Source organism: Brevibacterium ammoniilyticum (genome assembly GCF_038429965.1).
In the GTDB taxonomy this organism is placed as follows: domain Bacteria; phylum Actinomycetota; class Actinomycetes; order Actinomycetales; family Brevibacteriaceae; genus Brevibacterium; species Brevibacterium ammoniilyticum.
Genome location: NZ_BAABNP010000003.1, coordinates 249,519 through 273,877 on the forward strand (window position 1 = coordinate 249,519; position 24,359 = coordinate 273,877).

The window sequence follows — 24,359 nt, forward strand, 5'->3', positions numbered from 1 at the left end:
ATTCATGACCTCGAAAGAGCACTCCGGCGGCGGCAGCCAGCTCGAGGAGCTGAACGGGTTCACCAACCCTGGCCTGCCTGAGCACAAGCCGCGACTGACCGACGCCGACCCGCGTGCCCAGAAGGTCGCCGAGCGCCAGGTGGCGCTGTGGTTCATCGCTTCGATGATCGGCACGATCTGGTTCATCGTCGCGTACTTCCTCTTCCCGCTGGGAGAGTCGATGGAGAGCATCCGCATCCACACCATGATGGTGGGACTCGGTGCGGCCGTGGCGATGTTCAGCCTCGGCGCCGGTGCGGTGCTGTGGGCGAAGAACCTCATGAGCGATCATGAGGGCATCGATGAGCGCCATGACATCAACGGCAGCGAAGAGGATCAGGCGATCGCGCTCGAGATCCTCCACCAGGCCAAGGAGGAGTCGGGCATCGCCCGTCGTCCGCTTCTGCGCAACACGCTCATCGCCGCTCTCGCGATCGCACCCCTGCCGGCGATCCTCGTCTTCCGCGACCTCGGCCCGCTTCCGGGCGATGCGCTGTTCAAGACCCTGTGGGGCGAGGGTGTGCGACTCATCCGCGACCCGGGCGGCATCCCCTCCCCTGATTCGGAGCGTCCGATCAAGGCTGAGGACGTCACGATCGGTTCGGCCTTCCATGTCCTTCCCTCCGGCATCGGCGATGACACGAACGAGGGTCATGCGCTCGACGAGAAGGCGAAGGCCGCTGTCCTCCTCATGCGCATCGATCCCAAGGAGCTCAAAGAGGATCCTGCTCGCGCCGACTGGTCGTACGACGGCATCGTCGCGTACTCGAAGATCTGCACGCACGTCGGCTGCCCCGTGGCGCTGTACGAGCACCAGACTCATCACCTGCTCTGCCCGTGCCACCAGTCGACGTTCGACGTGACCGAGCACTGCAAGGTCATCTTCGGCCCGGCGAAGCGCCCGCTGCCCCAGCTGCCCATCACCGTGGACAGCGAAGGCTACCTGGTCGCGCAGTCGGACTTCCCTGAGCCCGTCGGACCTACGTTCTGGGAGATCAACCACCCATGAGTACTTCACAGCCCACCACACCTGTCGGGAAGCTGGCGGACTTCACCGAATCCCGCGTCGGTGCTTCCAAGCTCGTTCGCGAGTTCGGACGCAAGATCTTCCCCTCGCACTGGTCCTTCATGCTCGGCGAGGTCGCCCTCTACAGCTTCGTCATCGTCGTGCTCTCGGGCACCTTCCTCACGTTCTTCTTCCACCCTGCGATGGGTGAGCTCCACTACGAAGGTCCGTGGGTTCCGCTGCGCGGAGTCGAGATCTCCGAGGCGTACAACTCGACCCTGGCGATCTCGTTCGAGATCCGCGGCGGTCTGTTCATCCGTCAGATGCACCACTGGGGCGCACTGCTCTTCGTGGCGGCGCTCAGCCTCCACATGCTGCGCGTGTTCTTCACCGGTGCCTTCCGGAAGCCGCGTGAGCTCAACTGGGTCGTCGGCGTCTTCCTCGTCATCCTCGCCATGGCTGCCGGCTTCACCGGCTACTCGCTGCCTGATGATCTGCTCTCCGGCAACGGCCTGCGCATCATCGACGGCATCCTGAAGTCCCTGCCGCTGGTCGGAACGTACATCTCGTTCTTCCTCTTCGGAGGCGAGTTCCCGGGCATCGACATCGTGTCGCGTCTCTACACGCTGCACATCATGATCGTTCCCGCGCTGCTCATCGCCCTCATCGGCATCCACCTGATGTTCGTCGTCGTGCACAAGCACACGCAGTGGCCGGGCGCCGGACACACCGAGAAGAACGTCGTGGGCGAACCCGTCCTGCCGACCTTCGCGGCCAAGGGCGGAGGGTTCTTCTTCCTCATCTTCGGTCTCATCTCGGTGATCTCCGCACTCTTCACGATCAACCCGATCTGGAACTACGGACCGTACGACCCCTCCCCCGTCTCCGCCGGCACGCAGCCGGACTGGTACATCGGCTGGGCGGACGGATTCCTCCGCATCGTTCCGGGCTGGTTCGAGTTCTACATCGCCGGTTGGCCGATCTCGTTCAACATCAACAGCTCGGTCATCGTCCTCGGCGGTGTGTTCGGTGCGATGTTCATCTACCCGTTCTTCGAGGCGTGGCTGATGAAGGACAAGCGCGAGCACCACATCCTCGACCGTCCCCGCAACAACCCCACACGCACCGCCATCGGTGTGGCAGGCATCATCTTCTACTGCAACATGTGGGCTGCGGCCTCGGGCGATATCATCGCGGTGTTCTTCCAGATGTCGCTCAACGACATGATCTACATCTTCCGGACGCTCTTCTTCCTCGGACCGATCATCGGCTACATCGTCACGAAGCGCATGTGCCTGGCTCTGCAGCGCAAGGACCGCGAGGTCGCTCTGCACGGTCGGGAGACGGCGAACATCATCCGCCTCCCCCACGGTGAGTTCCTCGAGCGTCACGAGGCGCTCCCGCCGAACAAGCTGTGGAAGCTCACGGCATTCGAGTCGCCGCAGTACGTGCCGGCCGCGCCGAACGCCGACGGCAAGATCACGAAGCTCGAGAAGTTCCGTGCGCGTCTGTCGAAGTTCTTCTTCGAAGATCGCGTCGCACCGGTGACGAAGACCGAGCTCGAGGCCTCGCATCACGACCACGACGCTGTCGAAGGTTCGGATGCGAAGTCGATCAGCCACTGATCGTCCCGCTCTGATGGTCACCTGACTATCGCCGGCTCGTCGAGGGCCCCAGCACACTGTGCTGGGGCCCTCGACGCATCTGTGGGTGGTCTCGGCCGACAACGTGCGCGACCTCGCCCTCGACGTGCAGGAGCTCGCCCTCGACGTGCAGGAGCTCGCCCTCGACGTGCAGGAGCTCGCCCTCAACGTGGACCCACTCTGTCTCTCTCCGCACCGACCACCCTGAGCACCACGTCCTACCCTTGCAAGGGTAGTTTTCCGCGCCGAAGCGTCGTCGCGCTGAGCTTCACCGAGGTTATCGGGCTACAGGTGCGTTATGACCTTCGTTGCCTAAGCGTCGCAGGCACCCTCGCGTGCAACGTGCGTCTGCACCGCCGGCCGGCGCCAGAGAGCATTCTCGAGATAGATCGCATTCCCCCGTCTCGAACGATCACGGCAGGAGTGCATCCCGAGCACACACCACCCTGAGCTCTACGTCCTACCCTTGCACGGGTGGTTCATCGCGGTAGAGCGCCGTCGTACTGAGCTCCACCGAGGTTGTCTCGCTACGCGTGCGTGTCGTCTGTGGGGTCAATGTTCGTCCGTCGTTCAACGGCTGTCCGCCGCCGAAGGGTATGAACGCCCACGCCCGGCCAGAGTTCGCACACGATGGAGCTATGTTGCGTGCAGCATCTCCGAAACGCCAGTGGCAGAGAGGCACTCTTCACCAGCGGCCTCAGAGCAGAGCGGATAGGTCGTCGACGGTCATGCGTCGAACGGGCCCGTAGCGGTGGGCCGTCATGGGTCAGAGTGATGGGCGTGCGGTCGTTGAGTCCGTTGCTGTACCCCAGAACGGGTTCTCGGTGCGATTCTGCGGGCGCGTTCAGTTCCCCCACCGCAGCGCACTCATGGTTAGAGCTAGGTCCTACGTGTGCACGGGTGGTTTATGCGGCTCCAGCGCGGTCGTATGAAGCTTCACCGAGGTTGTCCCGCTAACGGTGCGTTGTCGCGCTTCAGGTGGTTTGTCGGGCTCCGAGTGTGTTCTGCGCTGTGTCGCCGTGCATTACGTAGACGTAATGGGCCGACGCGGCAGCTCGCAATTGTGGTTGCGTACGTCGACATCGGCTGGGGTGGTGCGAGTTCTGGGCGCCCACTGTGGCGGGCGGTGCTGATTGATGACTGGCGGGTGTATGCCGTGGGTTGGGCGCGTGGGATGAATGCAGTGAGGCCCGGACTCTCGGAAGAGTCCGGGCCTCGAAATCTGCGACGTCAGCGACGTCTCAGGAGCGTGAGTCGATCAGTGGGCGAAGCCACCGCGATCGTGCTCGTACGAGATGCCGATCAGAGCGACGATACCGAGCACCGCGCCGAACGGGAAGATCCACCATCCCATGGCGATGCCGTAGAACGAGACCGCACCGGCACCGGCGCAGACGATCGGCCACCAGCTCCACGGGCTGAAGAACCCGTAGTCGGCGTCGGCATCGGAGATCTCGGCCACGTCGTTGTCCTGCGGCTGGCGGCCGACACGACGGTCGGTCAGCCACAGGTAGGTGCCGATCATGATCGACATGACTCCGACGAGCAGCAGCGCCGGGAACCCGACGAGCTCGTTGAAGTTCGTGACGAACCCGTAGACCACTGCCATGGCCATGAAGAACAGGCCGCAGTAGATGAAGACGTTGATCGAAGCTTTCACTTGGCGGTACCTCCGGCAAGCTGAGGTTCGGCGTGGCCGTGGCCGGCGTATTCCAGAAGCTCAGGGTGGTTGACGTCGAATGCCGGGCGCTCCGAGCGGATGCGCGGCAGCGAGGTGAAGTTGTGGCGCGGGGGCGGGCATGAGGTCGCCCATTCGAGCGAACCGCCGTAGCCCCACGGGTCGTCCACGGTGACCTTCGGCGCCTTGCGGGCCGTGATCCACACGTTCCAGAAGAACGGCACCATCGACAGGCCGAGGATGAGCGAACCGACGGTCGAGACCTGGTTCATCCACGTGAAGCCGTCCTGCGGCAGGTAGTCCGCGTAGCGACGGGGCATGCCGTCGACGCCGAGCCAGTGCTGGACGAGGAAGGTGCCGTGGAAGCCGATGAAGAGGATCCAGAAGTGGATGTGGCCGAGCTTCTCGTTGAGCATCCGGCCCGTCCACTTGGGCCACCAGAAGTAGAATCCGGCGAACATCGCGAACACGACCGTGCCGAAGATGACGTAGTGGAAGTGCGCGACGACGAAGTACGAGTCCGAGACCGACTGGTCGAGCGCCGGGCTGGCGAGGATGACACCCGTGAGACCGCCGAAGAGGAAGGTCACGAGGAAGCCGATCGCCCAGACCATGGGAGTCTCGAACGTGATCGAGCCTCTCCACATCGTGCCGATCCAGTTGAAGAACTTCACACCTGTGGGAATCGCGATGAGCATCGTCATGAAGGCGAAGAACGGCAGCGCCACCACGCCGGTGACGTACATGTGATGGGCCCACACGGTCACGGACAGGGCCGCGATCGAGATCGTCGCGAACACGAGCTCCTTGTAGCCGAAGACGGGCTTGCGGCTGAAGACAGGGATGATCTCCGTGATGATGCCGAAGAACGGCAGAGCGATGACGTAGACCTCTGGATGTCCGAAGAACCAGAACAGGTGCTGCCAGAGTATGGGTCCGCCGTTGCCCGGACTGAACACGTGGGATCCGAGTATGCGGTCGGAGGCGAGCACAAGCAGAGCCGCGGCCAGAGGCTGGAAGGCCATGAGCACGAGGATGCCGGTGATGAGGACGTTCCAGCTGAAGATCGGCATGCGGAACATCGTCATGCCCGGAGCGCGCATCGTGATGATCGTGGTGATGAAGTTGACCGAACCGAGGATCGTGCCGAAGCCCTGCAGCGCGAGGCCGAGGACCCAGAGGTTGCCTCCGGCGCCTGGTGTGAATGTCGTATTGCTCAATGGCGCATACGCCGTCCAGCCGAATGCTGCCGCACCCTGCGGGGTGAGGAAGCCGGAGAGGGCGATGAGGCTGCCGAAGAGGTAGAGCCAGAACGCGAAGGCGTTGAGTCGGGGGAACGCGACGTCGGGCGCGCCGATCTGCAGCGGCATGATGACGTTGGCGAAGCCGGCGAACAGCGGTGTCGCGAACATCAGCAGCATGAGCGTGCCGTGCATCGTGAACAGCTGGTTGTACTGCTCCTTCGTCTCGACGATCTGCATGCCGGGCTCGAAGAGCTCGAGGCGGATGATCAGAGCCATCACGCCGCCGACGCAGAAGAAGAAGAACGAGCCGATCAGGTACATGTACCCGATGGTCTTGTGATCGGTCGACGTGATCCAGTCGACGATGATCTTGCCCTTGCTCCGGGGAACCACCGGAGCGTCAAGAGCCGCCTGGTCTGTCATGGCGGTCATTCCTCTGCACCTTCTTTCGGGTACCAGTTGCGATCGTATTCGGGCCCGAGCTGACCGGTGTTGCCCTCGTCTGCCAACGACTTCGTGTACGCGTCGAATTCGGCCTTGGAGACGACCTTGACGTTGAAGAGCATCTCCGAGTGGTACTCACCGCAGAGTTCAGCGCACTTGCCGACGTACTCGCCTTCCTTCTCGGCACGCAGGAACAGGCTCTGATCGTGGCCGGGGATCATGTCGCGCTTCTCGAGGAAGGCGGGGACCCAGAAGGAGTGGATGACGTCACGCGAGTGCAGCTTGATCTCGAGGTCGGTGTTGACGGGCAGGTAGAGGGTCGGAGCCTTCTCACCCGGCTTCTCGGTGCCGTCGAGGTTGACCTGCGTGCCCGCGTAGTAGACGTCCTGATTGACGTAGTTGAAGTCCCATGCCCACTGCTTGGCGGCGACCTCGATGACCTGCGCGCCGGGCGTCCGGTCGTCGGTGGTCTTGGCCATCACCTGGACGTTCTGGAAGAAGAATCCGAGCACGAGGATGACGGGCGTCACCGTGAACAGGATCTCGATCGGCATGCTGTAGCGCATCTGCACCGGCAGACCGCGATCGTTCTTGCGGCGGCGGTAGGCCACGATCGCCCACAGGATGAGGCCCCAGACGATGAGGCCGACGATCATCGAAGCGATCCACGCTCCGTTCCACAGGGCGGTGTAGGCCTCCGTGTGGTTGGTCGCACCCTTCGATTCGAGTGGGAAGAATCCGTTGGCAATCTGCTCTTTCGTGCATCCGCTAAGGAGCGCCGGCAGAGCCAGGGCGCCCAGAATGCCGAGCCGCTTCGCCCAGGACCGTCGCGGTCCTGACTGATTCGGAGAATCCACGTGCAGCCTTTCACAACCATCTTCGCCCTTCGGCAGGCCGAAAGACGAACTCGTACTTTGTCATCTAACAGACTACCGCTACACACGGTAGAAATTCACATGCAGATGTTCATTTGTTGAGAATTAGCTGAGCGCGATTGCCCCGGAGCGCGGATTCAAGCCGCGCAGCGTACTTGAGACCGCTGATCTCCGACACGCCGAGGGTGGCCAGATGTGGTGTCTGCCACTGTGTGTCGATGAGCCACTCCCCCTCATCCGCCGAGGTGACACCGCCGGAGGGGTCGTCGAGGAGGCCGACGAGGTGGGCGAGGGCGGCCTTCGAGGCGTCGGTCTCACGGTGGAACATCGACTCGCCGGCGAAGAGGGAGCCGATCGCCACGCCGTAGAGTCCGCCTGCGAGGCGTCCGTCCTTCCACACCTCGACCGAATGCGCCCAGCCGTGGGCGTGCAGGGAGGTGTAGAGGTCGAGGATCTCCCGGGTGATCCAAGCACCGGCGCGGGAGGGGTCGGCGCACGCCCGGATGACGTCGTCGAAGGCTGTGTCGACGGTGAAGTCGAAGGCGCGCATCGACTTCCGCAGGCTCTTGCTCACCCGCAGGTCCCCGGGCAGGAGCACCCCGCGGCGGCGCGGCGCCCACCAGCCCATGCGTCCGGTGCCGCCGCGTCCGATGCCCATCGGGAAGAGACCGGCCCGATATGCGGAAAGGACCTGGGGTTCCGACGCCGTCGAAGTGACGGCGCGCAGATCCTCCAGGTCCATTTCGCTGTGTGTCAGCGGGCGCTAGACGGAAAGACTCAGTGGAACGAGTCGCCGCATGCGCACGATCCGCCCGCATTGGGGTTGTCGATCGTGAAGCCCTGCTTCTCGATGGTGTCGGAGAAGTCGATGGTCGACCCGTTGAGGTAGGGAACGCTCATCCGGTCGACGATGACCTCGACGCCGTCGAAGTCGCGCACGGCATCGCCGTCGAGGAAGCGCTCGTCGAAGTAGAGCTGGTAGATGAGTCCCGAGCAGCCGCCGGGCTGCACTGCCACACGCAGGCGCAGGTCGTCGCGGCCCTCCTGCTGGAGGAGGCTGCGGACCTTGTCCGCGGCCTCGCCCGAGAGCTCGACCTCGTGCGTGGCGGTGGCTTCGTTCGTCGCTGTCATTGCTGCTCCTTATGTGGTCTTGGGCCCAAGGCTACACCGCGTTCAACATGTGCGGTGCGCAGGCTATTCCCAACTGCCTCTCCCGGTTGCGGGAGTTCCCCGGCGACACCCGTCACCGGGCCGCTGCTCCCGTCACCGGGCGGCGCCCCCGCGCCCAAGGGCGTCGAGCAGGAGCGCCTCGGCGACGATGGCGGCTCTGAAGTCGGGCAGGTACAGGGACTCGTTCGCGCTGTGCGCCCGGGCATCGGGATCCTCGACCCCGGTGACGAGGATCGAGGCCTGCGGGAAGACCTCGAGGAGGTCGGCGATGAACGGGATCGACCCGCCCAGGCCCATCGTCGTCGACTCCGTGCCCCACGCCTGAGTGAGCGCCTCACGGGCGACGGAGACGACGGGATCGTCCAGGTCGGCCTGCCATGGGCTGCCGCCCTCGGTCTCCCCGATCGTCAGCGTCGCCCCGAAGGGCAGGTTCGCCTCGAGGTGCTTCGTCACCGCCGCCACGGCGTTCTCCGGGGTGTCGCCGGGGGCGAGGCGGATCGAGAGCTTGGCCCGCAGGCTCGGCTGCAGGGTGTTCGAGGAGACGTCGACGTCGGGGATGTCGAGGCCGATGACGGTGATCGACGGCTGCGACCACAGACGCGAGGCCAGGGTCCCGGTGCCGATCAGCTCGGTGCCCTCGAGCACTCCCGAGTCCGCCCTGACCGTCGCCTCCTCGTAGTCGATGTCCGTCTCAGGCGTGGACACGAGGCCCTCGACGGCGACCGAGCCGAACTCGTCGTGGAGGCTCGCGAGCACCTTCGTCATCGCGAGCATCGCATCCGGCACGACTCCCCCGTACATGCCCGAATGCACCGCATGGTCGAGCGTGGAGATCTCGAACTCGACCGCGCACATGCCGCGCAGGCTCGTCGTCAGAGCCGGCACCCCCGCCGCCCAGTTGCCGGAGTCGGCGACGACGATGACATCGGCTGCCAGCCTGTCGCGGTAGCGGTCGAGGAAGTTCCGGAAGCTCGGGCTGCCGGCCTCCTCCTCGCCTTCGATGAAGAGACGCACCCCCACGCCGAGGCGGTCGGCAAGCAGCCGCAGAGCCGTGAGGTGGACCATGATGCCGGCCTTGTCATCGGCGGCTCCCCGACCGTAGAGCCGGTCGCCCTTCCGCGTCGCGGTGAACGGCTCCGTCTCCCACGCCTCGGCGCGGCCGGGAGGCTGGACGTCGTGGTGGGCGTAGAGGAGGACCGTCGGAGCTCCGGCAGGCGCCGGCACCGAGGCGACCACGGCCGGGTAGCCCGGCGTCCCGTCCTCGGTGGGGGCGGTGAGGATCTCCGCCTCGATCCCGAGTTCGCGGATCAGCCCGGCGACCGCCTCGGCGCTGGCGGTGACGTTCGCGGGATCGAAGCTCGGCCAGGCGACCGAGGGGATCGCGACGAGGTCGCTCAGCTGGTCGAGGACCTCGTCGAAGATCTCGTCGACCTGGGAGTGGAGGTGGGCAGCATCAGGTGCGGAAGTCGATTCGCTCATGGTCCAACGGTAGTATTCATTCCGTGTTCGGAAGCAAGAAGACTCACGAGGACAACGACTCCTCCCCCAAGACAGACAACGATTCCACGGAGGCGGAGGCGTCGACTCGTGATGCCGAGGCGAAGAAGGGCCGCCCGACTCCCAAGCGGAGTCAGCAGGAGGCCGTGCGCCGTCAGCCGCTGGTCTCGAAGGATCGCAAGGTCGCGAACCAGCGGGCCAAGGATCAGCAGCGCAAGGAACGCGACCGCGCCCGCATCGGCATGATGAACGGGGAGGAGAAGTACCTCACCCGCCGCGACCGCGGACCCCAGCGCCGCTACGTCCGCGACTACATCGACGCGCGCTTCTCGATCGGCGAACTCTTCATCCCTGCCGCGATCCTCATCCTCGTCGTCGCCTTCACCCAGCCCGTGGCGATCCAGCAGTACTTCACCTACGCGGTGTGGGGTCTCCTCGCGCTCGTCATCCTCGACGGCTTCATCCTCAACTACATCCTCAAGGGGCGCCTGCGCGCGAAGTTCGGCACCGTCGAACGCGGCATCCCCTTCTATGCGGTCATGCGCAGCGTCCAGCTGCGGCCGCTGCGCATGCCCAAGCCGCAGGTCAAGCGCCGCCAGTACCCCGAGTGAGCAGGCGGGTCTCCTGGTCGCGGATGATGCGTCCGGGCCAGAAGGGACCCGAGTAGATCATCTCCGAGTAGACCTGGACCAAGTCGGCGCCGGCGGCGAGACGGGCAGAGACGTCGCGTCCGTCGCCGATGCCGCCGACCGAGACGACCGTGAGCTGATCGCCGACCGTGGCCGTGACCAGCCGGAGCACCTCGAGGGACCGTTCGGCCAGGGGACGTCCGGAGATCCCGCCCGCCTCGTGCTTCGCGAACGCCGCTTCGGCTCCGGTGAGCACACTGCGGTCGATCGTCGTATTGGTCACGATGAGCCCGTCGGCACCCGCGCGCGCTGCGAGGTCGCAGATGTCGACGACGTCGTCGTCGCTGAGGTCGGGGGCGATCTTGACGAGCAGCGGCACGTGTCCCAGCGTCGACCGCGGAGCCGTCGCCACCTCGGCGGCGGTGTCGCGGACCGCGGTGATGATCGGCTCGAGGGCGGCCACCGACTGCAGGTCGCGCAGACCCGGAGTGTTCGGTGAGCTGACGTTGATGACGAGGTAGTCGGCGAGGGCGGCGAGCTCACGGGTCGAGGCGACGTAGTCGGCGACCGCATCGGAGGCGGCCACGACCTTCGTCTTGCCGATGTTCACCCCGACGATCGGTCGCTTTCCGGCAGGCAGGGAGTCGATCGCCTTCCGCGCCCGGGTGATGTTGAACGACGCCTGACGCGCACCGTCGTTGTTGAAGCCCATTCGGTTGAGCAGGGCGCGGTTGCGCAGCAGGCGGAAGAGCCTGGGCCGGTCGTTGCCCGGCTGGGCGTGCGCGGTGATCGTGCCGACCTCGATGTGTCCGAAGCCGAGCGTCGAGAGCGCCCGAATGCCGACGCCGTTCTTGTCGAAGCCGGCGGCCAGACCCACCCGGTTGGGGAACGGCAGGCCGAGGACGTCGACGCGGTCACGGGTGCCGCGGGCGAAGATGAGGCGCATCAGCCGGGAGAGTCCGGGGATCCGATCGAGGGTGCGCAGCGCGGTGAAGGAGACGTGGTGGGCGCGTTCGGCGTCCATGTGGGCGAAGACGAGAGAGAAGATGAGTCGATACACGCCCTCAACAATAGGACAGTCCCCGGTGTGGGAGACGGCCGCATCCACCTCGGCGAGCGAATTGGGACTAGGATCGAAGGCAACGCTCAATGACGAAGAAAGGGAACACATGCCCGGTGCCTCCACCCCCTCCAGCTACGCTGCGACGAATCCGACCAAGTCAGGCGATTCCGTCCTCGTCCTCGGCGTCGCCGACGGGTCCGTGCTCGGACTCGATGCGACCAAGGCCGTGCGCGCAGCCCTCGACGACGCCGCGAAGGCGATCGAGTTCACGGGGAAGGCGGGTGCGACCGTGCGCATTCCCTCCCCGAAGGGCGTGAGCGCCGACAGCGTGCTCCTCGTCGGCCTCGGATCCTTCGACCCGTCGACCGACGGCGATGCCGTCGCCGACCGCGAGGCCCTGCGCCGCGCCGCCGGCACCGCGCTGCGGGCCCTGACCGGTGCCTCCTCGATCGCGGTGGCCCTGCCGGTGGCGTCGGCCGAGGATGTCGAAGCCGTCACCGTGGGCGCCGGCCTGGGGGCGTACCGCTTCCTCGCCTACCGCACCGGCGACGACGACACGGTGCCCGGCCCCGTCACCGTGCTCGGACCCAAGGGCAAGGCGTACACCAAGGCCCATGCCGAGGGCGTCGTCATCGCCGAGGCGACCAACCGCGCCCGTGACCTCGTCAACACTCCCCCGCTCGACCTCTACCCCGAATCGTTCGCCCAGACCGTCAAGGACCAGGCGAAGTCGCGCAAGGTCAAGGTCACCGTGCTCGGCGAGAAGGAACTCGCGGCCGGCGGCTACGGCGGTCTCATCGGCGTCGGTCAGGGCTCGACCCGCGGACCCCGCCTGGTCAAGGTCGAATACAGCCCCAAGGGGGCCACCCGCCACCTCAGCTTCGTCGGCAAGGGCATCACCTTCGATTCCGGCGGACTTTCCCTCAAGCCGGCCGCGAGCATGGAGGACATGAAGTCCGATATGGCCGGCGCCGCAGCCGTCGTCGAAGCCGTGTTCGCGATCGCCGACCTCGGACTGCCCGTCAAGGCCACCGCGTGGCTGCCGCTGGCGGAGAACATGCCCGGCTCCTCGGCGCAGCGTCCCTCCGATGTGCTCACGATGCGCAGCGGCAAGACCGTCGAGGTGACGAACACCGATGCCGAGGGCCGCCTCGTCCTCGCCGATGCCCTCACCGACGCCGACGCGGAGAACCCCGACCTCCTCATCGACGTCGCCACCCTCACCGGGGCGCAGATCGTGGCGCTGGGCAACCGGACCTCCGGTGTCATGGGCGCCGAGGCGGTGCGCACGCAGGTAGCCGAGCAGGCGAAGCTCGCCGGTGAGGACATCTGGCCGATGCCGATCCCCGAGGAGATGCTCGCAGGCTTCGACTCGACCGCGGCGGATCTGAAGAACTCGGGACCGCGTCCCGGCGGCATGCTCGCCGCAGCCGCGTTCCTGCGCGAGTTCGTCGGCAAGGACACCGCCTGGGCGCACATCGACATCGCCGGACCCAGCTTCAACACCGGCTCGGCGTTCGGCTACACCCCGGTCGCCGCCACCGGCGCTGCTGTGCGCACGCTCGTGCAGCTCGCCCGGGACGCCGACTGAGACACGTTCGATGCGGGAGTGACGCTCCCCACCTGTGGCGCAACAGACACTGTGTGCTTTCGCGCCTGACGAGAAAAGTGGAAAGATAAGAGGGATAGCTGCCTGAGGCAGGCTTGACCCCAGCTACGAGGAGTAATCCGTGAGTGACTCATTGACCTACGACCTTGTCGTCCTCGGCGGCGGAACCGGCGGCTATGCCGCGGCTCTGCGCGCGGCAGAGCTCGATATGAAGGTCGCTCTGATCGAACGCGACAAGGTGGGCGGAACATGCCTGCACCGCGGCTGCGTGCCGACGAAGGCCCTCCTCCACACCGCTGAGGTCGCCGACTCGGCCAAGGAGTCCGAGACCTTCGGTGTCGACGCCGAGTTCAAGGGCATCGACATCGACAAGGTGCTCGAGTACAAGACGAACGTCATCAACCGCAACTACAAGGGCCTGCAGGGACTCATCAAGGCCCGCGGAATCGACACCTACCTCGGCGACGGCAAGCTCGTCGGCAAGGACAAGGTCGAGGTCAAGGGAGCGGACGAGACCTACACACTCACGGGCAAGAACATCCTGCTCTCGACCGGGTCGACCTCGAAGACGCTCGGCCTCGACGTCACCGACCGCGTGCTCACGAGCACCGAGGCCCTCGAGCTCAAGACGGTCCCGAAGTCGGTCATCGTCCTCGGCGGCGGCGTCATCGGCGTCGAGTTCGCCAGCGTCTGGAAGTCCTACGGCGCCGACGTCACGATCGTCGAAGGCCTGCCCCACCTCGTGGCCAATGAGGACGAGTCGATCTCGAAGGCGCTCGAGCGCGCGTTCAAGAAGCGCAAGATCAACTACAAGCTCGGCGTCATGTTCAAGGGCGTCGAGGAGACCGCCGACGGAGTCAAGGTCACTCTCGAGGACGGCACCGTGCTCGAAGCCGAGTACCTCCTCGTCGCCGTCGGCCGCGGACCCGTCACCGAGGGCTTCGGCTACGAAGAGCAGGGCATCCCGATGGACCGCGGATTCGTCCTCGCCAATGAGCGCCTGCACACCGGCGTCGGCAACATCTACGCCGTCGGCGACATCGTCCCCGGCCTCCAGCTCGCCCACCGCGCGTTCGGTCAGGGCATCTTCGTCGCCGAGGAGATCGCCGGGCTGGGCCCCGTGCCGATCATCGAAAGCGGCATCCCCCGCGTGACCTACTGCGAACCGGAGATCTTCTCCGTCGGACTCTCGGCCAAGCAGGCCGAGGAGAAGTACGGTGCGGACAACGTCGAGACGCTCGAGTACAACCTCGGCGGCAACGGCAAGTCGGTCATCCTCAACACGACCGGCTTCATCAAGGTCATCCGTGAGAAGGACGGCCCCGTCGTCGGCATCTTCGGCATCGGCGCTCGACTCAGCGAGCAGGTCGGTGAGGCGCAGCTCATCGTCAACTGGGAAGCGTTCCCGGAGGAAGTCGCGCAGCTCATCCACGCGCATCCGACGCAGAATGAGGCCCTCGGCGAGGCTCACCTGGCCCTCGCCGGCAAACCCCTGCACTTCCACTCATAAGATCCGAGGAGACGAAAGATATGTCGAATTCCGTGCAGATGCCGGCTCTCGGAGAGTCGGTGACCGAAGGTACCGTCACCCGGTGGCTGAAGTCCGTCGGCGACGAGGTCGAGGTCGACGAACCGTTGCTCGAGGTCTCGACCGACAAGGTCGACACCGAGATCCCGAGCCCCTTCGCCGGTGTGCTCGAGAAGATCCTCGCCGACGAGGACGATGTCGTCGAGGTCGGAGGCGACCTCGCCTACATCGGCGACGGCAGCGGCTCGGCCGAGGCCGAAGTCGCCCCCGAAGAGGAGCCGGCGAGCGTCGAAGCCGGCGCGACCGAGGAGCCCACGGGCGCCGACGAGGCCGCACCGGCCGAGGAATCTCAGGCCGAGGAGACCGCGCAGCCCTCGCCGTCGGAGCAGCCCGCCGAGTCGTCGGCCGCCGATTCCGGTGAGGGCACCGAAGTGACGATGCCCGCGCTCGGCGAGTCCGTCACCGAGGGAACCGTGACCCGCTGGCTCAAGGAGGTCGGTGACGAGGTCGAGGTCGACGAGCCTCTCCTCGAGGTCTCGACCGACAAGGTCGACACCGAGGTCCCCTCCCCCGTGGCCGGCATCGTCCAGGCCCACCTCGCCGAGGAGGACGAGACCGTCGACGTGGGAGCCCCGCTCGCGCGCATCGGCTCGGGCGCCCCGACCGAAAGTGCTCCGGCCAAGGACGAGGCTCCCGCCGAGGCGGCCCCCGCCGAGGAGGAGCCGAAGCAGGAAGAGCCCGCCAAGGAGGAGCCTGCCAAGGAGGAGCCCAAGCAGGAATCGGCACTCGCCGAGAAGCCAGCCGAGGCGCCGAAGCAGGAGACCCAGGCCCCGGCAGCCCAGACTGCACCGGCCGCCCAGGCGGCACCCGCTGCCCAGGCGGCACCCGCCGCACCGGCGAAGTCGGAATCGGCTGCCGCTGACACGGTGGGTGAGAACTCCGCATACGTGACGCCGCTCGTGCGTCGCCTCGCCCGGGACGAAGGCGTCGACCTCTCGACCGTCACCGGCACCGGTGTGGGCGGTCGCATCCGCAAGCAGGACGTCATCGCTGCGGCCGCGAACCGCCCGGCCGCCGCCTCGGCGCCTGCGGCATCCGGTGAGGCGAAGAAGCCGTTCACGCTCGAGATCCCCGAGGAGGCTGCGAAGCTGCGCGGCACCACGGAGAAGGCCTCGCGCATCCGGCAGACCATCGCCAAGCGCATGAGCGAGTCCCTCGAGGCCTCCGCACAGCTGACCCAGGTCATCGAGGTCGACATGAGCCGGGTGGCGAAGCTGCGCAAGGCGAGCAAGGACGCGTTCCTGTCCAAGCACGGCGTCAAGCTCACCTACCTGCCGTTCTTCGCGAAGGCGATCGTCGAGGCGCTCAAGCAGCACCCGAAGGTCAATGCGCAGTACGACCTCGAGACGCAGGAGATCACCTACTTCGACCACGAGAACCTCGCGGTCGCTGTGGACACTCCGCGTGGTCTGCTCGTGCCCGTCGTCAAGGACGCCGGTGACCTGAGCATCGCAGGCCTGGCCAAGGCCATCGACGATGTCGCCGATCGGACGCGCAACAACAAGATCATGCCCGACGAGCTGTCCGGCGGAACCTTCACGGTGACGAACATCGGCTCGGTGGGTGCGCTCTTCGACACGCCGATCATCAACCAGCCGCAGATGGGCATCATCGGCACCGGTGCGATCGTGCGCCGTCCGATCGTGGTCAAGACGGCCGACGGCGAGGAGTCCATCGCGATCCGCGACATGGTCTACCTGCCGCTGACCTACAACCACCAGCTCGTCGACGGTGCGGATGCGGGACGCTTCCTGCAGACGATCAAGGCCCGCCTCGAAGACGGCAACTTCGAGGCCGACCTCGACCTCTGAGGCAGCCCTAACACTGCAGCACCCGTTGGGGGCCGGTCATCCGACCGGCCCCCTTCGGTCATTCACTCCTCGACCACCTCGGCGATCTTCCACACTCCCGAATCGAGGGTGAGGGTGAAGACGACGTCCCGGGCCTCGAAGCTCCTCTTCTCCCCGTCCGCCGTCGCGCTCGTCGACATCCGTGCCGCGGCCGTGACCGTGGACGCGCTGCGCTCGCGCACCTGCACATCCTCGACCGTGATCGCATAGGTCCCACCGGCGAACGCTGTGAGGTCGATGAGCTCATCGGCCAGTGCTGCCGAGGACCCCGGCACCGTCAGTGCCGCCAGGCCCTTCGCATCGCCGGCACCGAGAGCGCGGGCCCGGGCAGCACAGAGTTCGCCGAGGCGGTCCCCGACGTCCGCATCCGACAGCGCCTCCGCGGTCGACGGCGAGGGCGCCGCTGTCGGCGGTCGACCCTCGTCGTTCTCGGGCGAGGCTCCCCCGTCGGTTCGGGTCCCGGCGATCGGCTCCGCCGACGGTGCCTGAGAGTCCGACCACGCACGGGTGATGAGCAGTCCGCCGATGAGGACCACGACCATCGCCGCGGCGATGCCGACCGTCGTCAGGGTGCGGGCACGGAGCCGTTCGCGCACGAAGTCCCTCACGCGCGACCACGCAGCGGTCGGTGTCGTGGCCCCGATTCCAGGCCGACCACGGGTGCCACGACCCTGTGGCCCGTGGTCGGCGCGGGAGTCCCCTGCGCCGCTGCGTGACCGAGCGCCCGACCCGTTGCGTCGCCGCCACGGCGAGTTCTTCACCGCGGCCTCCCGGAGTGCCGCAGGTCCCGACGCGGCGGCACCACCGCCTGCCGCGACTCGTGACGCTGCACCTGCGGCTGTCCGGTCGGGCGCTGTCGACCCCGGCCCTGGATTCGACGGCGCCGGTGTCGCCCGCAGGCGAGCCGTGATCGCCTGCGCCGGATCGAGGTCCCTGGCCGCAGGCACCAAGGGCAGCGGGGTCGGCGCCGGCAGCAGGCTGAGCTGAGGCACCACCTCGGCGAGGACAGCGGTCAGAGCGATGTCCGCACCCGTGCGCGGCGGCGGGACGTCGTCGAAGAGGCCGGCCACGAGACCGCGCAGCTGAGGACTGCAGGAGGCGAGGGCGACGTCGACGGGCAGCAGCGACTCACTCCACGGCGAGCCGTGCGCGGCATGGTAGATGAGCTCGCCCACCGCGCGACGCACCGAGGTCTCCAGCGGATGCCGCACTCCGGGAATGATGCGCGGCCGGCCCTCCGCGTCGAGGCCGAGGCAGGCGAGACCGAGGCGGGCGCTCGGGTCGTCGACGCGCGCGAGTTCATCGGCGAGGCCGCGCACGAGGGTGTGGATCTCGGATTCGGTGAGACCGTGGAAGGCGCGGACGACGTCGAGGACGAACCCGCCGGGCAGGGGCTCGACGAGGAGGACCGAGACCTCCCCGGTCGGCAGGAGCACCTCGGCGGTGCCGAGGGCCGCCTCGCTGCCAGTGTCGAAGCCGTCGTTGACCACGCCCCACACGGACTCCCCGGTGTCGTCCCGGAGGCGGTGGACCACCTCGGCGATCGTGGCTTCGTAATGCCATGTCATAGTCCGTCATCCCCATCGATGAACGATAACTGCAATCAATGTACTTAGATAGTGATTGATGACGTTTGATATGTCAATGACGAGGCTCGGGAAAGGTGTCGAGGGTCATGTTCTGCGCAATTGAACACCCCGAACAAGGGGCATATTGTGGTGGCATGCCACTGGCCACAGAGATTCTCGGGTTCGCACCGGCATTTTCGGACTACCGCCGAACGTGGGACCTGCAGAAGAAGTATCACGAAGACGTGCTCGCCGGGACGCGGGAATCGACGATCCTGCTCCTCGAACATCCGCCGGTCTACACCGCCGGCAAACGCACTGAGGACCACGAGAGGCCCACCGACGGCACCGAAGTCGTCGACGTCGACCGCGGCGGCAAGATCACCTGGCACGGGCCCGGACAGCTCGTCGCCTACTTCATCTACCGACTCAACGATCCCAAAGAGGTCCGCCTCTTCGTCGCCCAGCTCGAGGACTCGATGATCCGCCTCCTCGGCGAATACGGGATCGAGGCGACGACGGTCGAAGGACGGGCCGGGGTGTGGATCCTCGGCGACGGAACCCGCCGCGACCGCAAGATCGGCGCCATCGGCATCCGCATCCACGAAGGCGTGACCATGCACGGTCTGGCCCTCAACTGCAGCAACGACCTCGGCGCGTACTCCTCGATCATTCCCTGCGGGATCACCGACGCCGACACCACGACCATGAGCGCCGAGCTCGGACGCACCGTGACCCCGGAAGAGGTCGCCCCCCGGCTCGACGAGATCCTCCACGAGACCATCACCGCTTAGGAGAACCGACGTGACGATCGCACCTGAAGGCCGCCGCATGCTCCGTGTCGAGGCACGGAACTCGGAAACGCCGATCGAGGAGAAGCCCGCCTGGATCAAGGCCAAGGCCCACATCGGACCCGAATACACCTCGCTGAAGTCCCTTGTGCGCAAGCAGGACCTCCACACCGTGTGCGAGGAGGCGGGCTGTCCCAACATCTTCGAATGCTGGGAGGACCGTGAGGCGACCTTCCTCATCGGCGGCGAGCAGTGCACGAGGCGCTGCGACTTCTGCCAGATCGACACGGGCCGACCCGCGGACTTCGACGCCGACGAACCCCGCCGCGTCGCCGCCTCCGTGGGCGAGATGGGTCTGCGCTACTCGACGATCACGGGCGTGGCCCGCGACGACCTGCCCGACGGCGGCGCCTGGCTCTACGCCGAGACGGTGCGTCAGATCCACGACCTCGACTACGTCGACGGCCGCGGCACCGGCGTCGAACTCCTCATCCCCGACTTCAACGCCAAGCCCGACCAGCTCGCCGAGGTGTTCTCCTCCCGCCCCGAGGTGCTCGCCCACAACGTCGAGACGGTTCCGCGCATCTTCAAGCGCATCCGTCCCGCCTTCCGCTACGAGCGCTCCCTCTCCGTCATCACTCAGGCCCGGGAGGCCGGCCTGATCACGAAGTCGAACCTCATCCTCGGCATGGGCGAGACGAACGACGAGATCATCTCCGCCCTCCAGGACCTCCACGACGCCGGCTGCGACATCATCACGATCACGCAGTACCTGCGCCCCTCCCCCCGGCACCATCCGGTGACCCGGTGGGTCAAGCCCGCCGACTTCGTCATGCTCCGCGACGCCGCCGAGGAGATCGGGTTCCTCGGGGTCATGTCCGGGCCGCTCGTGCGCTCCTCGTATCGTGCCGGTCGCCTCTGGGCGACGGCGATGCGCCACCGCGGCGAGGAGATCCCCGCGCATCTGGCCCACCTCGACAAGCACACGCCCGCCCGCCAGGAGGCGCAGGCCGTCGTGGATATGTTCGGCGGTGGCGAAGAGGTAGACTTGACTGCTGAGCAATGAGTGGTCCCGGACATGCGTCCGGGCGCCCGCCGGCCCGTCAAGAGCAAGTGAGAGAATGAGCGAAGAACCGCGCAAGGGACTGTTCCGCCGCAAGCCCAAGGATCCGAACAAGAAGCCGGGCCGTCTGGCGCAGATGCGCCAGGTCTACGACCTCGCGGCCAAGCACAACAAGGCGACGCCGTGGCTGCTCGCCGCCGCGATTCTCGGTTGCACCCTCGTCGGTCTCATGGCCGGACTCGTCTTCGGCGGCGCGGTCTTCACGACCATCCTCGGCCTCATGGTCGGTCTCCTGCTCGGCATGTTCATGCTCGGCCGCTTCGCCGAGACCGCAGCGTTCGCGCAGATGGAAGGCCAGCCCGGCGCGTTCGGCGCCGTGCTGAACACCGCTCGCCGCGGATACCTCATGGACGAGAAGCCGATCGCCATCGACCCGAAGAGCCGCGACATCGTCTTCCGCTCGACCGGTCGCTCCGGTGTCGTGCTGCTCAGCGAGGGCCCGAAGGCGCGCAGCGCGAAGCTGCTCGCCAAGGAGAAGAAGCGCCACGAGCGCATCCTCCCCAACGTCCCCGTGCACACCCTCCAGGGCGGCAACGAGGACGGACAGCTGCAGATGAAGCAGGTCGTCTCGACCGTGCACAAGCTCCCCCGCAAGCTCAACCGCGCCGAGGTGCTCGCCGTGCGCAACCGCCTCTCGGCGCTGGGCACCCAGGGTTCGCGGCCGCCGATCCCCAAGGGCATCGACCCGAACAAGGCCCGCCCCAACCACAAGGCGATGCGCGGACGCTGATCCGCTGGACGCTGCTCCGCACTGGTTGCGACATCGGCCCCGACTCGATTCGAGTCGGGGCCGATGTGCGTTCGGTGCGTTTCTGTTGCCGCCGAGGTGGTGAGCACGGGCCGCGTGGCGGATGGGGAGCTGAGCGGCGAAGTGCGTCAGAGGCTGAGTGCGTCAGCGGCGGAGGATGACGGTGCGCGCTGCGAGGTCGTGGAGACCGCGGTGGTCGCGGTCGAAGATGAGCGCCGGGAGGACGAGGACGACGAGGGCGGTGCGGATGAGCGCGGGCAGGAACCCGGGCACCCGGCCGTCGAGACGGCGCACCTCGATGCCGAAGAGGCGGTGGCCGACGGTGTAGCCGAGCATGGAGACGAGGAGGATGTTCTCGATCGCGAAGATCGCGGGGGCGAGGAACGGGTTGTTCCAGCCGATCGCGCCGGCGATCGCCAGGCACATGAACCAGTCGACCATGAGGGCGAGCAGACGCCGCCAGGCGGGGGCGATCGAATGCCGACCGGTCTCTGGCAGACCGAGCCTGCGTCCGGGCCAGTCGCCCTCTTCCCTGTTGATCTGTGGGCCCTGCAGCCAGGACCCGAGGTCGTCGCGATTGATCACCCTGCCAGCCTACCGAAGGCGGCGTGGGAGAATCCTCAGGAAACATCCGCGAAACATGACCGTCATCACGGCTTCACTTCTCGACTACTAGGATGGACGGTGGTCAGGGTCAACCGACCACTCGTCTAACTAGGAGACCTAAGTGTTCTCGTCTGCTGAAGAACTCGTCAACTACATTGCGGAGAACGACGTCCGTTTCGTCGATGTCCGCTTCTGCGACCTGCCCGGTGTCGTCCAGCACTTCAATCTGCCCGCCGCCTCGTACGGCGTGGACGAGATCACCGAAGGCCTCCTCTTCGACGGGTCCTCGATCACGGGATTCCAGGGCATCCACGAGTCCGACATGAAGCTGCTCGCCGATGTCGCCTCGGCGTTCATCGACCCATACCGCGAGGCGAAGACGCTCGTGGTCACCCACTCCATCGTCGACCCCTTCACCGACGAACCGTACTCGCGCGATCCCCGCCAGGTCGCGGCGAAGGCCGAGAAGTACCTCCAGTCGACCGGGATCGCCGACACCGTCTACTACGGCGCCGAAGCCGAGTTCTACATGTTCGACTCGATCCGCTACCAGAACTCCCCCGGCCACAGCTTCTACGAGATCGACTCGGTCGAAGCGGCCTGGAACACCGGCGCCGACGAGCCCGGCGGCAACCTCGGCTACAAGACGCCGTACAAGGGCGGCTACTTCCCCGTCTCCCCGCAGGACAAGTTCGCCGACATCCGCGACCAGATGTCGATGACGCTCGAGACCATCGGCTTCGAGATGGAGCGCGCCCACCACGAGGTCGGCACGGCCGGTCAGCAGGAGATCAACTACAAGTTCAACACCCTCCAGCATGCCGCCGACCAGCTGCTCGACTTCAAGTACGTGGTGAAGAACACCGCCGACGAGTACGGCAAGACGGTGACGTTCATGCCCAAGCCGCTCTTCGGCGACAACGGATCGGGCATGCACTGCCACCAGTCGCTGTGGAAGAACGGCGAACCCCTGTTCTACGACGAGAACGGATACGCGGGCCTGTCCGACCTCGCCCGCTGGTACATCGGCGGTCTCATCGAGCACGCTGGTGCCGTGCTCGCGTTCACGAACCCGACGATCAACTCCTACCGTCGCCTCGTGCCCGGCTACGAGGCACCGGTCAACCTCGTCTACTCGGCTCGCAACCGCTCGGCGGCGATCCGCATCCCGGTCACGGGTTCCTCGCCGAAAGCCAAGCGCCTCGAGTTCCGTGTGCCCGACCCGTCGTCGAACCCCTACCTCGCATTCTCCGCGCAGCTCATGGCCGGCCTCGACGGCATCCGCAACCGGATCGAACCGCCGGAGCCGATCGACAAGGACCTCTACGAGCTGCCCCCGGAGGAGGCCAAGGACATCAAGCTCGTCCCGGCGTCCCTCGACGAGGCGCTCGACGAGCTCGAACGCGACCACGACTTCCTCACCGCCGGTGACGTGTTCACGCCCGACCTCATCGAGACGTGGATCCGCATCAAGCGCGAGAACGAGATCGACGTCGCGCGGCTGCGTCCGACCCCGACCGAGTTCGAACTCTACTTCGGGGTGTGAGCCGACACCTCACCGTGCTGCGAAGCCCAGGTGAGGGAATACAGTGGGGGCGTCACGGGTTCCACCCGTGGCGCCCCTGCCGTGTCCACGGACGGGGGCTGAGGACCACCTGCTGCGAGGACGGACTATGACGCATTTCGATCTGCTGGTCATCGGCACCGGTTCGGGGAACATGTTCCTCGACGACCGCTTCGCCGATCTGAGCATCGCGATCGCCGAGGAATGGCACTTCGGGGGCACCTGCCTCAATGTCGGGTGCATTCCCACGAAGATGTTCGTCTACCCCGCGACCCTGGCCGAGCAGGCCGGCCGCGGCGGCCGCTACAACGTCGACACCGCGTTCTCCGGCGTCGACTGGACGAGCCTTCAGGACAGGATCTTCTCCCGCGTCGACGCGATCGAAGCCGGCGGACGGGCCTACCGCAGCGGCGACCGGCAGCCGAATGTCACCGTCATCCCCGAGCACGTCCACTTCACCGCCGAGAAGACCGTGCGCACCGCCTCGGGTGAGGAGGTCACCGCCGATCGCATCGTCATCGCCGCCGGGGCCTCCCCCATCCTCCCGGAGGTCCCGGGTCTCGATGCCGCCCGCGTCGACACCCCGGGCTATCCGATCGTCACCTCGAACTCGATCATGCGTCTGCCGCAGCGTCCTGCGAGCCTGGCCATCGTCGGGTCCGGGGTCATCGCGATGGAGTTCGCACACATCTTCGCAAGCTTCGGCACCGAGGTGACCGTCATCGCCCGCAGCCCCCGACTCCTGCGCAGCATCGACGGGGAGGCCTCGGCCGAGTTCACCCGCCTCTTCACCGCAGACCACAACGTCATCCTCGGTGCGGAGGCGACGTCGTTCCGCGTCGGCGAGGGCTCGGTGGAGGTCACGCTCGAACCCAGCGGCCGGGTCGACGAAGTCGACGTGCCGAACTCCGTGACCGCCGAGGTCGTCCTCGTCGCGATCGGCCGCGAACCCAACACCGAAGGCCTCGGGGTGGCCGAGGTCGGCTACGACGTCGACTCCGAGGGCCGCCTCGTCGTCGACGAGTTCCAGCGGGTCTACTCCGGGGCTGCCCCCGTCCCCGGGGTCTTCGCCCTCGGCGACATCAGCTCCCCGTTCCAGCTCAAGCACGTCGCCAACCACGAAGCCCATGTCGTCGGCGACAACCTCCACGCCGACGTCCTCGCAGGTTCTCCCGGCTCCGCCGCGCTCGACGGCCTGCGCAGAACCAATCACCATGCCGTCCCCGCAGCGGTGTTCACCTCACCGCAGGTCGCGACCGTGGGGATGACCGAGGACGAAGCGCGCGCAGCCGGGCATGACGTCACCGTCAAGGTCCAGAACTTCTCCGACGTCGCCTACGGTTGGGCGATGGCCGACGACCCGGGGATCGTCAAGGTCATCGCGGATCGCGCCACCCGCCGCATCCTCGGCGCGCACATCGTCGGACATGAGGCGACGATGGTCATCCAACCCCTCATCCAGGCGATGGCCTTCGACCAGCCCGCCGACGAGGTGGCCCGTGGGCAGTACTGGATCCACCCGGCCCTGCCCGAGGCCGTCGAGAACGCTCTGCTCGGACTCGACTTCGCCGACCGGTGAGCATCGCCCGGCGGGTCGCGCATCGCCCGCCGCGGGGCATCGCCT

Annotated in this window: 21 protein-coding genes; 12 read left to right on the forward strand and 9 right to left on the reverse strand. The window is 66.6% G+C overall.

Annotated features, from left to right (window positions below):
* The first annotated feature begins 4 nt into the window (after nucleotides 1–4).
* From qcrA to AAHA49_RS04995, 3 genes are all read left to right on the forward strand, one after another.
* Nucleotides 5–1,048, forward strand: a complete 1,044-nt coding sequence (qcrA, locus tag AAHA49_RS04985) for a cytochrome bc1 complex Rieske iron-sulfur subunit (RefSeq protein WP_009375716.1) — start codon at nucleotides 5–7, stop codon at nucleotides 1,046–1,048.
* Entirely contained in the window at nucleotides 1,045–2,670 is a 1,626-nt protein-coding gene (gene qcrB / locus AAHA49_RS04990; protein ID WP_342037435.1) for a cytochrome bc1 complex cytochrome b subunit, read from the forward strand. The genes qcrA and qcrB overlap by 4 nt, the downstream gene beginning before the upstream one ends.
* An 85-nt stretch (nucleotides 2,671–2,755) precedes the next feature.
* A complete protein-coding gene (locus AAHA49_RS04995; protein WP_342037436.1) occupies nucleotides 2,756–2,896 on the forward strand; it encodes a hypothetical protein in 141 nt (46 codons plus the stop codon).
* 1,050 nt (nucleotides 2,897–3,946) lie between these two features.
* Here AAHA49_RS04995 and AAHA49_RS05000 read toward each other — a convergent pair.
* The 6 genes from AAHA49_RS05000 to AAHA49_RS05025 all read right to left on the reverse strand — a co-directional run bounded on the left by AAHA49_RS05000 (nucleotide 3,947) and on the right by AAHA49_RS05025 (nucleotide 9,578).
* Complete coding sequence (locus tag AAHA49_RS05000; protein WP_342037437.1) at nucleotides 3,947–4,348, reverse strand: cytochrome c oxidase subunit 4; 402 nt, start codon at nucleotides 4,346–4,348, stop codon at nucleotides 3,947–3,949.
* On the reverse strand, nucleotides 4,345–6,042 hold the full coding sequence (gene ctaD / locus AAHA49_RS05005; protein ID WP_339391677.1) for an aa3-type cytochrome oxidase subunit I: 1,698 nt from the start codon (nucleotides 6,040–6,042) through the stop codon (nucleotides 4,345–4,347). Before ctaD ends, AAHA49_RS05000 begins: the two co-directional genes overlap by 4 nt.
* Nucleotides 6,039–6,911, reverse strand: coding sequence for an aa3-type cytochrome oxidase subunit II (ctaC, locus tag AAHA49_RS05010; protein WP_137826136.1), 873 nt, complete (start codon nucleotides 6,909–6,911; stop codon nucleotides 6,039–6,041). Before ctaC ends, ctaD begins: the two co-directional genes overlap by 4 nt.
* A gap of 109 nt (nucleotides 6,912–7,020) precedes the next feature.
* Entirely contained in the window at nucleotides 7,021–7,671 is a 651-nt protein-coding gene (aat, locus tag AAHA49_RS05015) for a leucyl/phenylalanyl-tRNA--protein transferase (protein WP_137826135.1), read from the reverse strand.
* 35 nt (nucleotides 7,672–7,706) lie between these two features.
* Entirely contained in the window at nucleotides 7,707–8,060 is a 354-nt protein-coding gene (locus AAHA49_RS05020; RefSeq protein ID WP_339391679.1) for a HesB/IscA family protein, read from the reverse strand.
* 132 nt (nucleotides 8,061–8,192) lie between these two features.
* Nucleotides 8,193–9,578 (reverse strand): dipeptidase, encoded by a 1,386-nt coding sequence (locus AAHA49_RS05025; RefSeq protein WP_342037438.1) that lies wholly within the window; start codon nucleotides 9,576–9,578, stop codon nucleotides 8,193–8,195.
* Nucleotides 9,579–9,601: 23 nt separating this feature from the next.
* On the opposite strand from AAHA49_RS05025, the gene AAHA49_RS05030 reads away from it, so the two are divergent.
* On the forward strand, nucleotides 9,602–10,207 hold the full coding sequence (locus AAHA49_RS05030; RefSeq protein ID WP_339391681.1) for a DUF3043 domain-containing protein: 606 nt from the start codon (nucleotides 9,602–9,604) through the stop codon (nucleotides 10,205–10,207).
* Here AAHA49_RS05030 and AAHA49_RS05035 read toward each other — a convergent pair.
* Nucleotides 10,182–11,285, reverse strand: a complete 1,104-nt coding sequence (locus AAHA49_RS05035) for a quinone-dependent dihydroorotate dehydrogenase (protein WP_342037439.1) — start codon at nucleotides 11,283–11,285, stop codon at nucleotides 10,182–10,184. The two genes, AAHA49_RS05030 and AAHA49_RS05035, sit on opposite strands and share 26 nt — an antisense overlap.
* Nucleotides 11,286–11,394: 109 nt before the next feature.
* On the opposite strand from AAHA49_RS05035, the gene AAHA49_RS05040 reads away from it, so the two are divergent.
* The 3 genes from AAHA49_RS05040 to sucB all read left to right on the forward strand — a co-directional run bounded on the left by AAHA49_RS05040 (nucleotide 11,395) and on the right by sucB (nucleotide 16,296).
* Nucleotides 11,395–12,879: a leucyl aminopeptidase gene (locus AAHA49_RS05040; RefSeq protein WP_342037440.1), complete on the forward strand. Its 1,485-nt coding sequence runs from the start codon at nucleotides 11,395–11,397 to the stop codon at nucleotides 12,877–12,879.
* Between the two features lie 139 nt (nucleotides 12,880–13,018).
* On the forward strand, nucleotides 13,019–14,407 hold the full coding sequence (gene lpdA / locus AAHA49_RS05045; RefSeq protein WP_342037441.1) for a dihydrolipoyl dehydrogenase: 1,389 nt from the start codon (nucleotides 13,019–13,021) through the stop codon (nucleotides 14,405–14,407).
* A 20-nt stretch (nucleotides 14,408–14,427) separates the two neighbouring features.
* Nucleotides 14,428–16,296 carry a 2-oxoglutarate dehydrogenase, E2 component, dihydrolipoamide succinyltransferase gene (gene sucB / locus AAHA49_RS05050; RefSeq protein ID WP_342037442.1) on the forward strand — a complete coding sequence of 623 codons (1,869 nt, stop codon included), beginning with the start codon at nucleotides 14,428–14,430 and terminating at the stop codon, nucleotides 16,294–16,296.
* Nucleotides 16,297–16,358: 62 nt separating this feature from the next.
* Here sucB and AAHA49_RS05055 read toward each other — a convergent pair whose 3' ends face one another.
* Nucleotides 16,359–17,903, reverse strand: a complete 1,545-nt coding sequence (locus tag AAHA49_RS05055; RefSeq protein ID WP_342037443.1) for a hypothetical protein — start codon at nucleotides 17,901–17,903, stop codon at nucleotides 16,359–16,361.
* A 155-nt stretch (nucleotides 17,904–18,058) separates the two neighbouring features.
* On the opposite strand from AAHA49_RS05055, the gene lipB reads away from it, so the two are divergent.
* From lipB to AAHA49_RS05070, 3 genes are read left to right on the forward strand one after another with little or no spacing between them, the layout of a single operon-like run.
* Nucleotides 18,059–18,697, forward strand: a complete 639-nt coding sequence (gene lipB / locus AAHA49_RS05060; RefSeq protein WP_339391687.1) for a lipoyl(octanoyl) transferase LipB — start codon at nucleotides 18,059–18,061, stop codon at nucleotides 18,695–18,697.
* A gap of 10 nt (nucleotides 18,698–18,707) precedes the next feature.
* A complete protein-coding gene (gene lipA / locus AAHA49_RS05065; RefSeq protein WP_339391688.1) occupies nucleotides 18,708–19,760 on the forward strand; it encodes a lipoyl synthase in 1,053 nt (350 codons plus the stop codon).
* Nucleotides 19,761–19,815: 55 nt separating this feature from the next.
* Entirely contained in the window at nucleotides 19,816–20,547 is a 732-nt protein-coding gene (locus AAHA49_RS05070) for a DUF4191 domain-containing protein (protein WP_339391689.1), read from the forward strand.
* Nucleotides 20,548–20,709: 162 nt separating this feature from the next.
* On the opposite strand, the gene AAHA49_RS05075 is transcribed toward AAHA49_RS05070, so the two are convergent.
* Nucleotides 20,710–21,150 carry an RDD family protein gene (locus AAHA49_RS05075; RefSeq protein WP_342037444.1) on the reverse strand — a complete coding sequence of 147 codons (441 nt, stop codon included), beginning with the start codon at nucleotides 21,148–21,150 and terminating at the stop codon, nucleotides 20,710–20,712.
* A 142-nt stretch (nucleotides 21,151–21,292) separates the two neighbouring features.
* On the opposite strand from AAHA49_RS05075, the gene glnA reads away from it, so the two are divergent.
* Nucleotides 21,293–22,717: a type I glutamate--ammonia ligase gene (gene glnA, locus AAHA49_RS05080; protein WP_342037445.1), complete on the forward strand. Its 1,425-nt coding sequence runs from the start codon at nucleotides 21,293–21,295 to the stop codon at nucleotides 22,715–22,717.
* Between the two features lie 127 nt (nucleotides 22,718–22,844).
* Nucleotides 22,845–24,314 (forward strand): mycothione reductase, encoded by a 1,470-nt coding sequence (locus tag AAHA49_RS05085; protein WP_342037446.1) that lies wholly within the window; start codon nucleotides 22,845–22,847, stop codon nucleotides 24,312–24,314.
* The last annotated feature ends 45 nt before the right edge of the window (nucleotides 24,315–24,359 follow it).

Excerpts from the sequence above, each read along its gene's own strand:
- qcrA (WP_009375716.1), top strand. The coding sequence starts at position 5 with ATGACCTCGAAAGAGCACTCCGGCGGCGGCAGCCAGCTCGAGGAGCTG.
- AAHA49_RS05055 (WP_342037443.1), bottom strand. The coding sequence starts at position 17,903 with ATGACATGGCATTACGAAGCCACGATCGCCGAGGTGGTCCACCGCCTC.
- sucB (WP_342037442.1), top strand. The coding sequence starts at position 14,428 with ATGTCGAATTCCGTGCAGATGCCGGCTCTCGGAGAGTCGGTGACCGAA.
- AAHA49_RS05020 (WP_339391679.1), bottom strand. The coding sequence starts at position 8,060 with ATGACAGCGACGAACGAAGCCACCGCCACGCACGAGGTCGAGCTCTCG.
- AAHA49_RS05040 (WP_342037440.1), top strand. The coding sequence starts at position 11,395 with ATGCCCGGTGCCTCCACCCCCTCCAGCTACGCTGCGACGAATCCGACC.
- ctaD (WP_339391677.1), bottom strand. The coding sequence starts at position 6,042 with ATGACCGCCATGACAGACCAGGCGGCTCTTGACGCTCCGGTGGTTCCC.
- qcrB (WP_342037435.1), top strand. The coding sequence starts at position 1,045 with ATGAGTACTTCACAGCCCACCACACCTGTCGGGAAGCTGGCGGACTTC.
- lipB (WP_339391687.1), top strand. The coding sequence starts at position 18,059 with ATGCCACTGGCCACAGAGATTCTCGGGTTCGCACCGGCATTTTCGGAC.
- aat (WP_137826135.1), bottom strand. The coding sequence starts at position 7,671 with ATGGACCTGGAGGATCTGCGCGCCGTCACTTCGACGGCGTCGGAACCC.
- AAHA49_RS05085 (WP_342037446.1), top strand. The coding sequence starts at position 22,845 with ATGACGCATTTCGATCTGCTGGTCATCGGCACCGGTTCGGGGAACATG.
- AAHA49_RS05070 (WP_339391689.1), top strand. The coding sequence starts at position 19,816 with ATGAGCGAAGAACCGCGCAAGGGACTGTTCCGCCGCAAGCCCAAGGAT.
- AAHA49_RS05025 (WP_342037438.1), bottom strand. The coding sequence starts at position 9,578 with ATGAGCGAATCGACTTCCGCACCTGATGCTGCCCACCTCCACTCCCAG.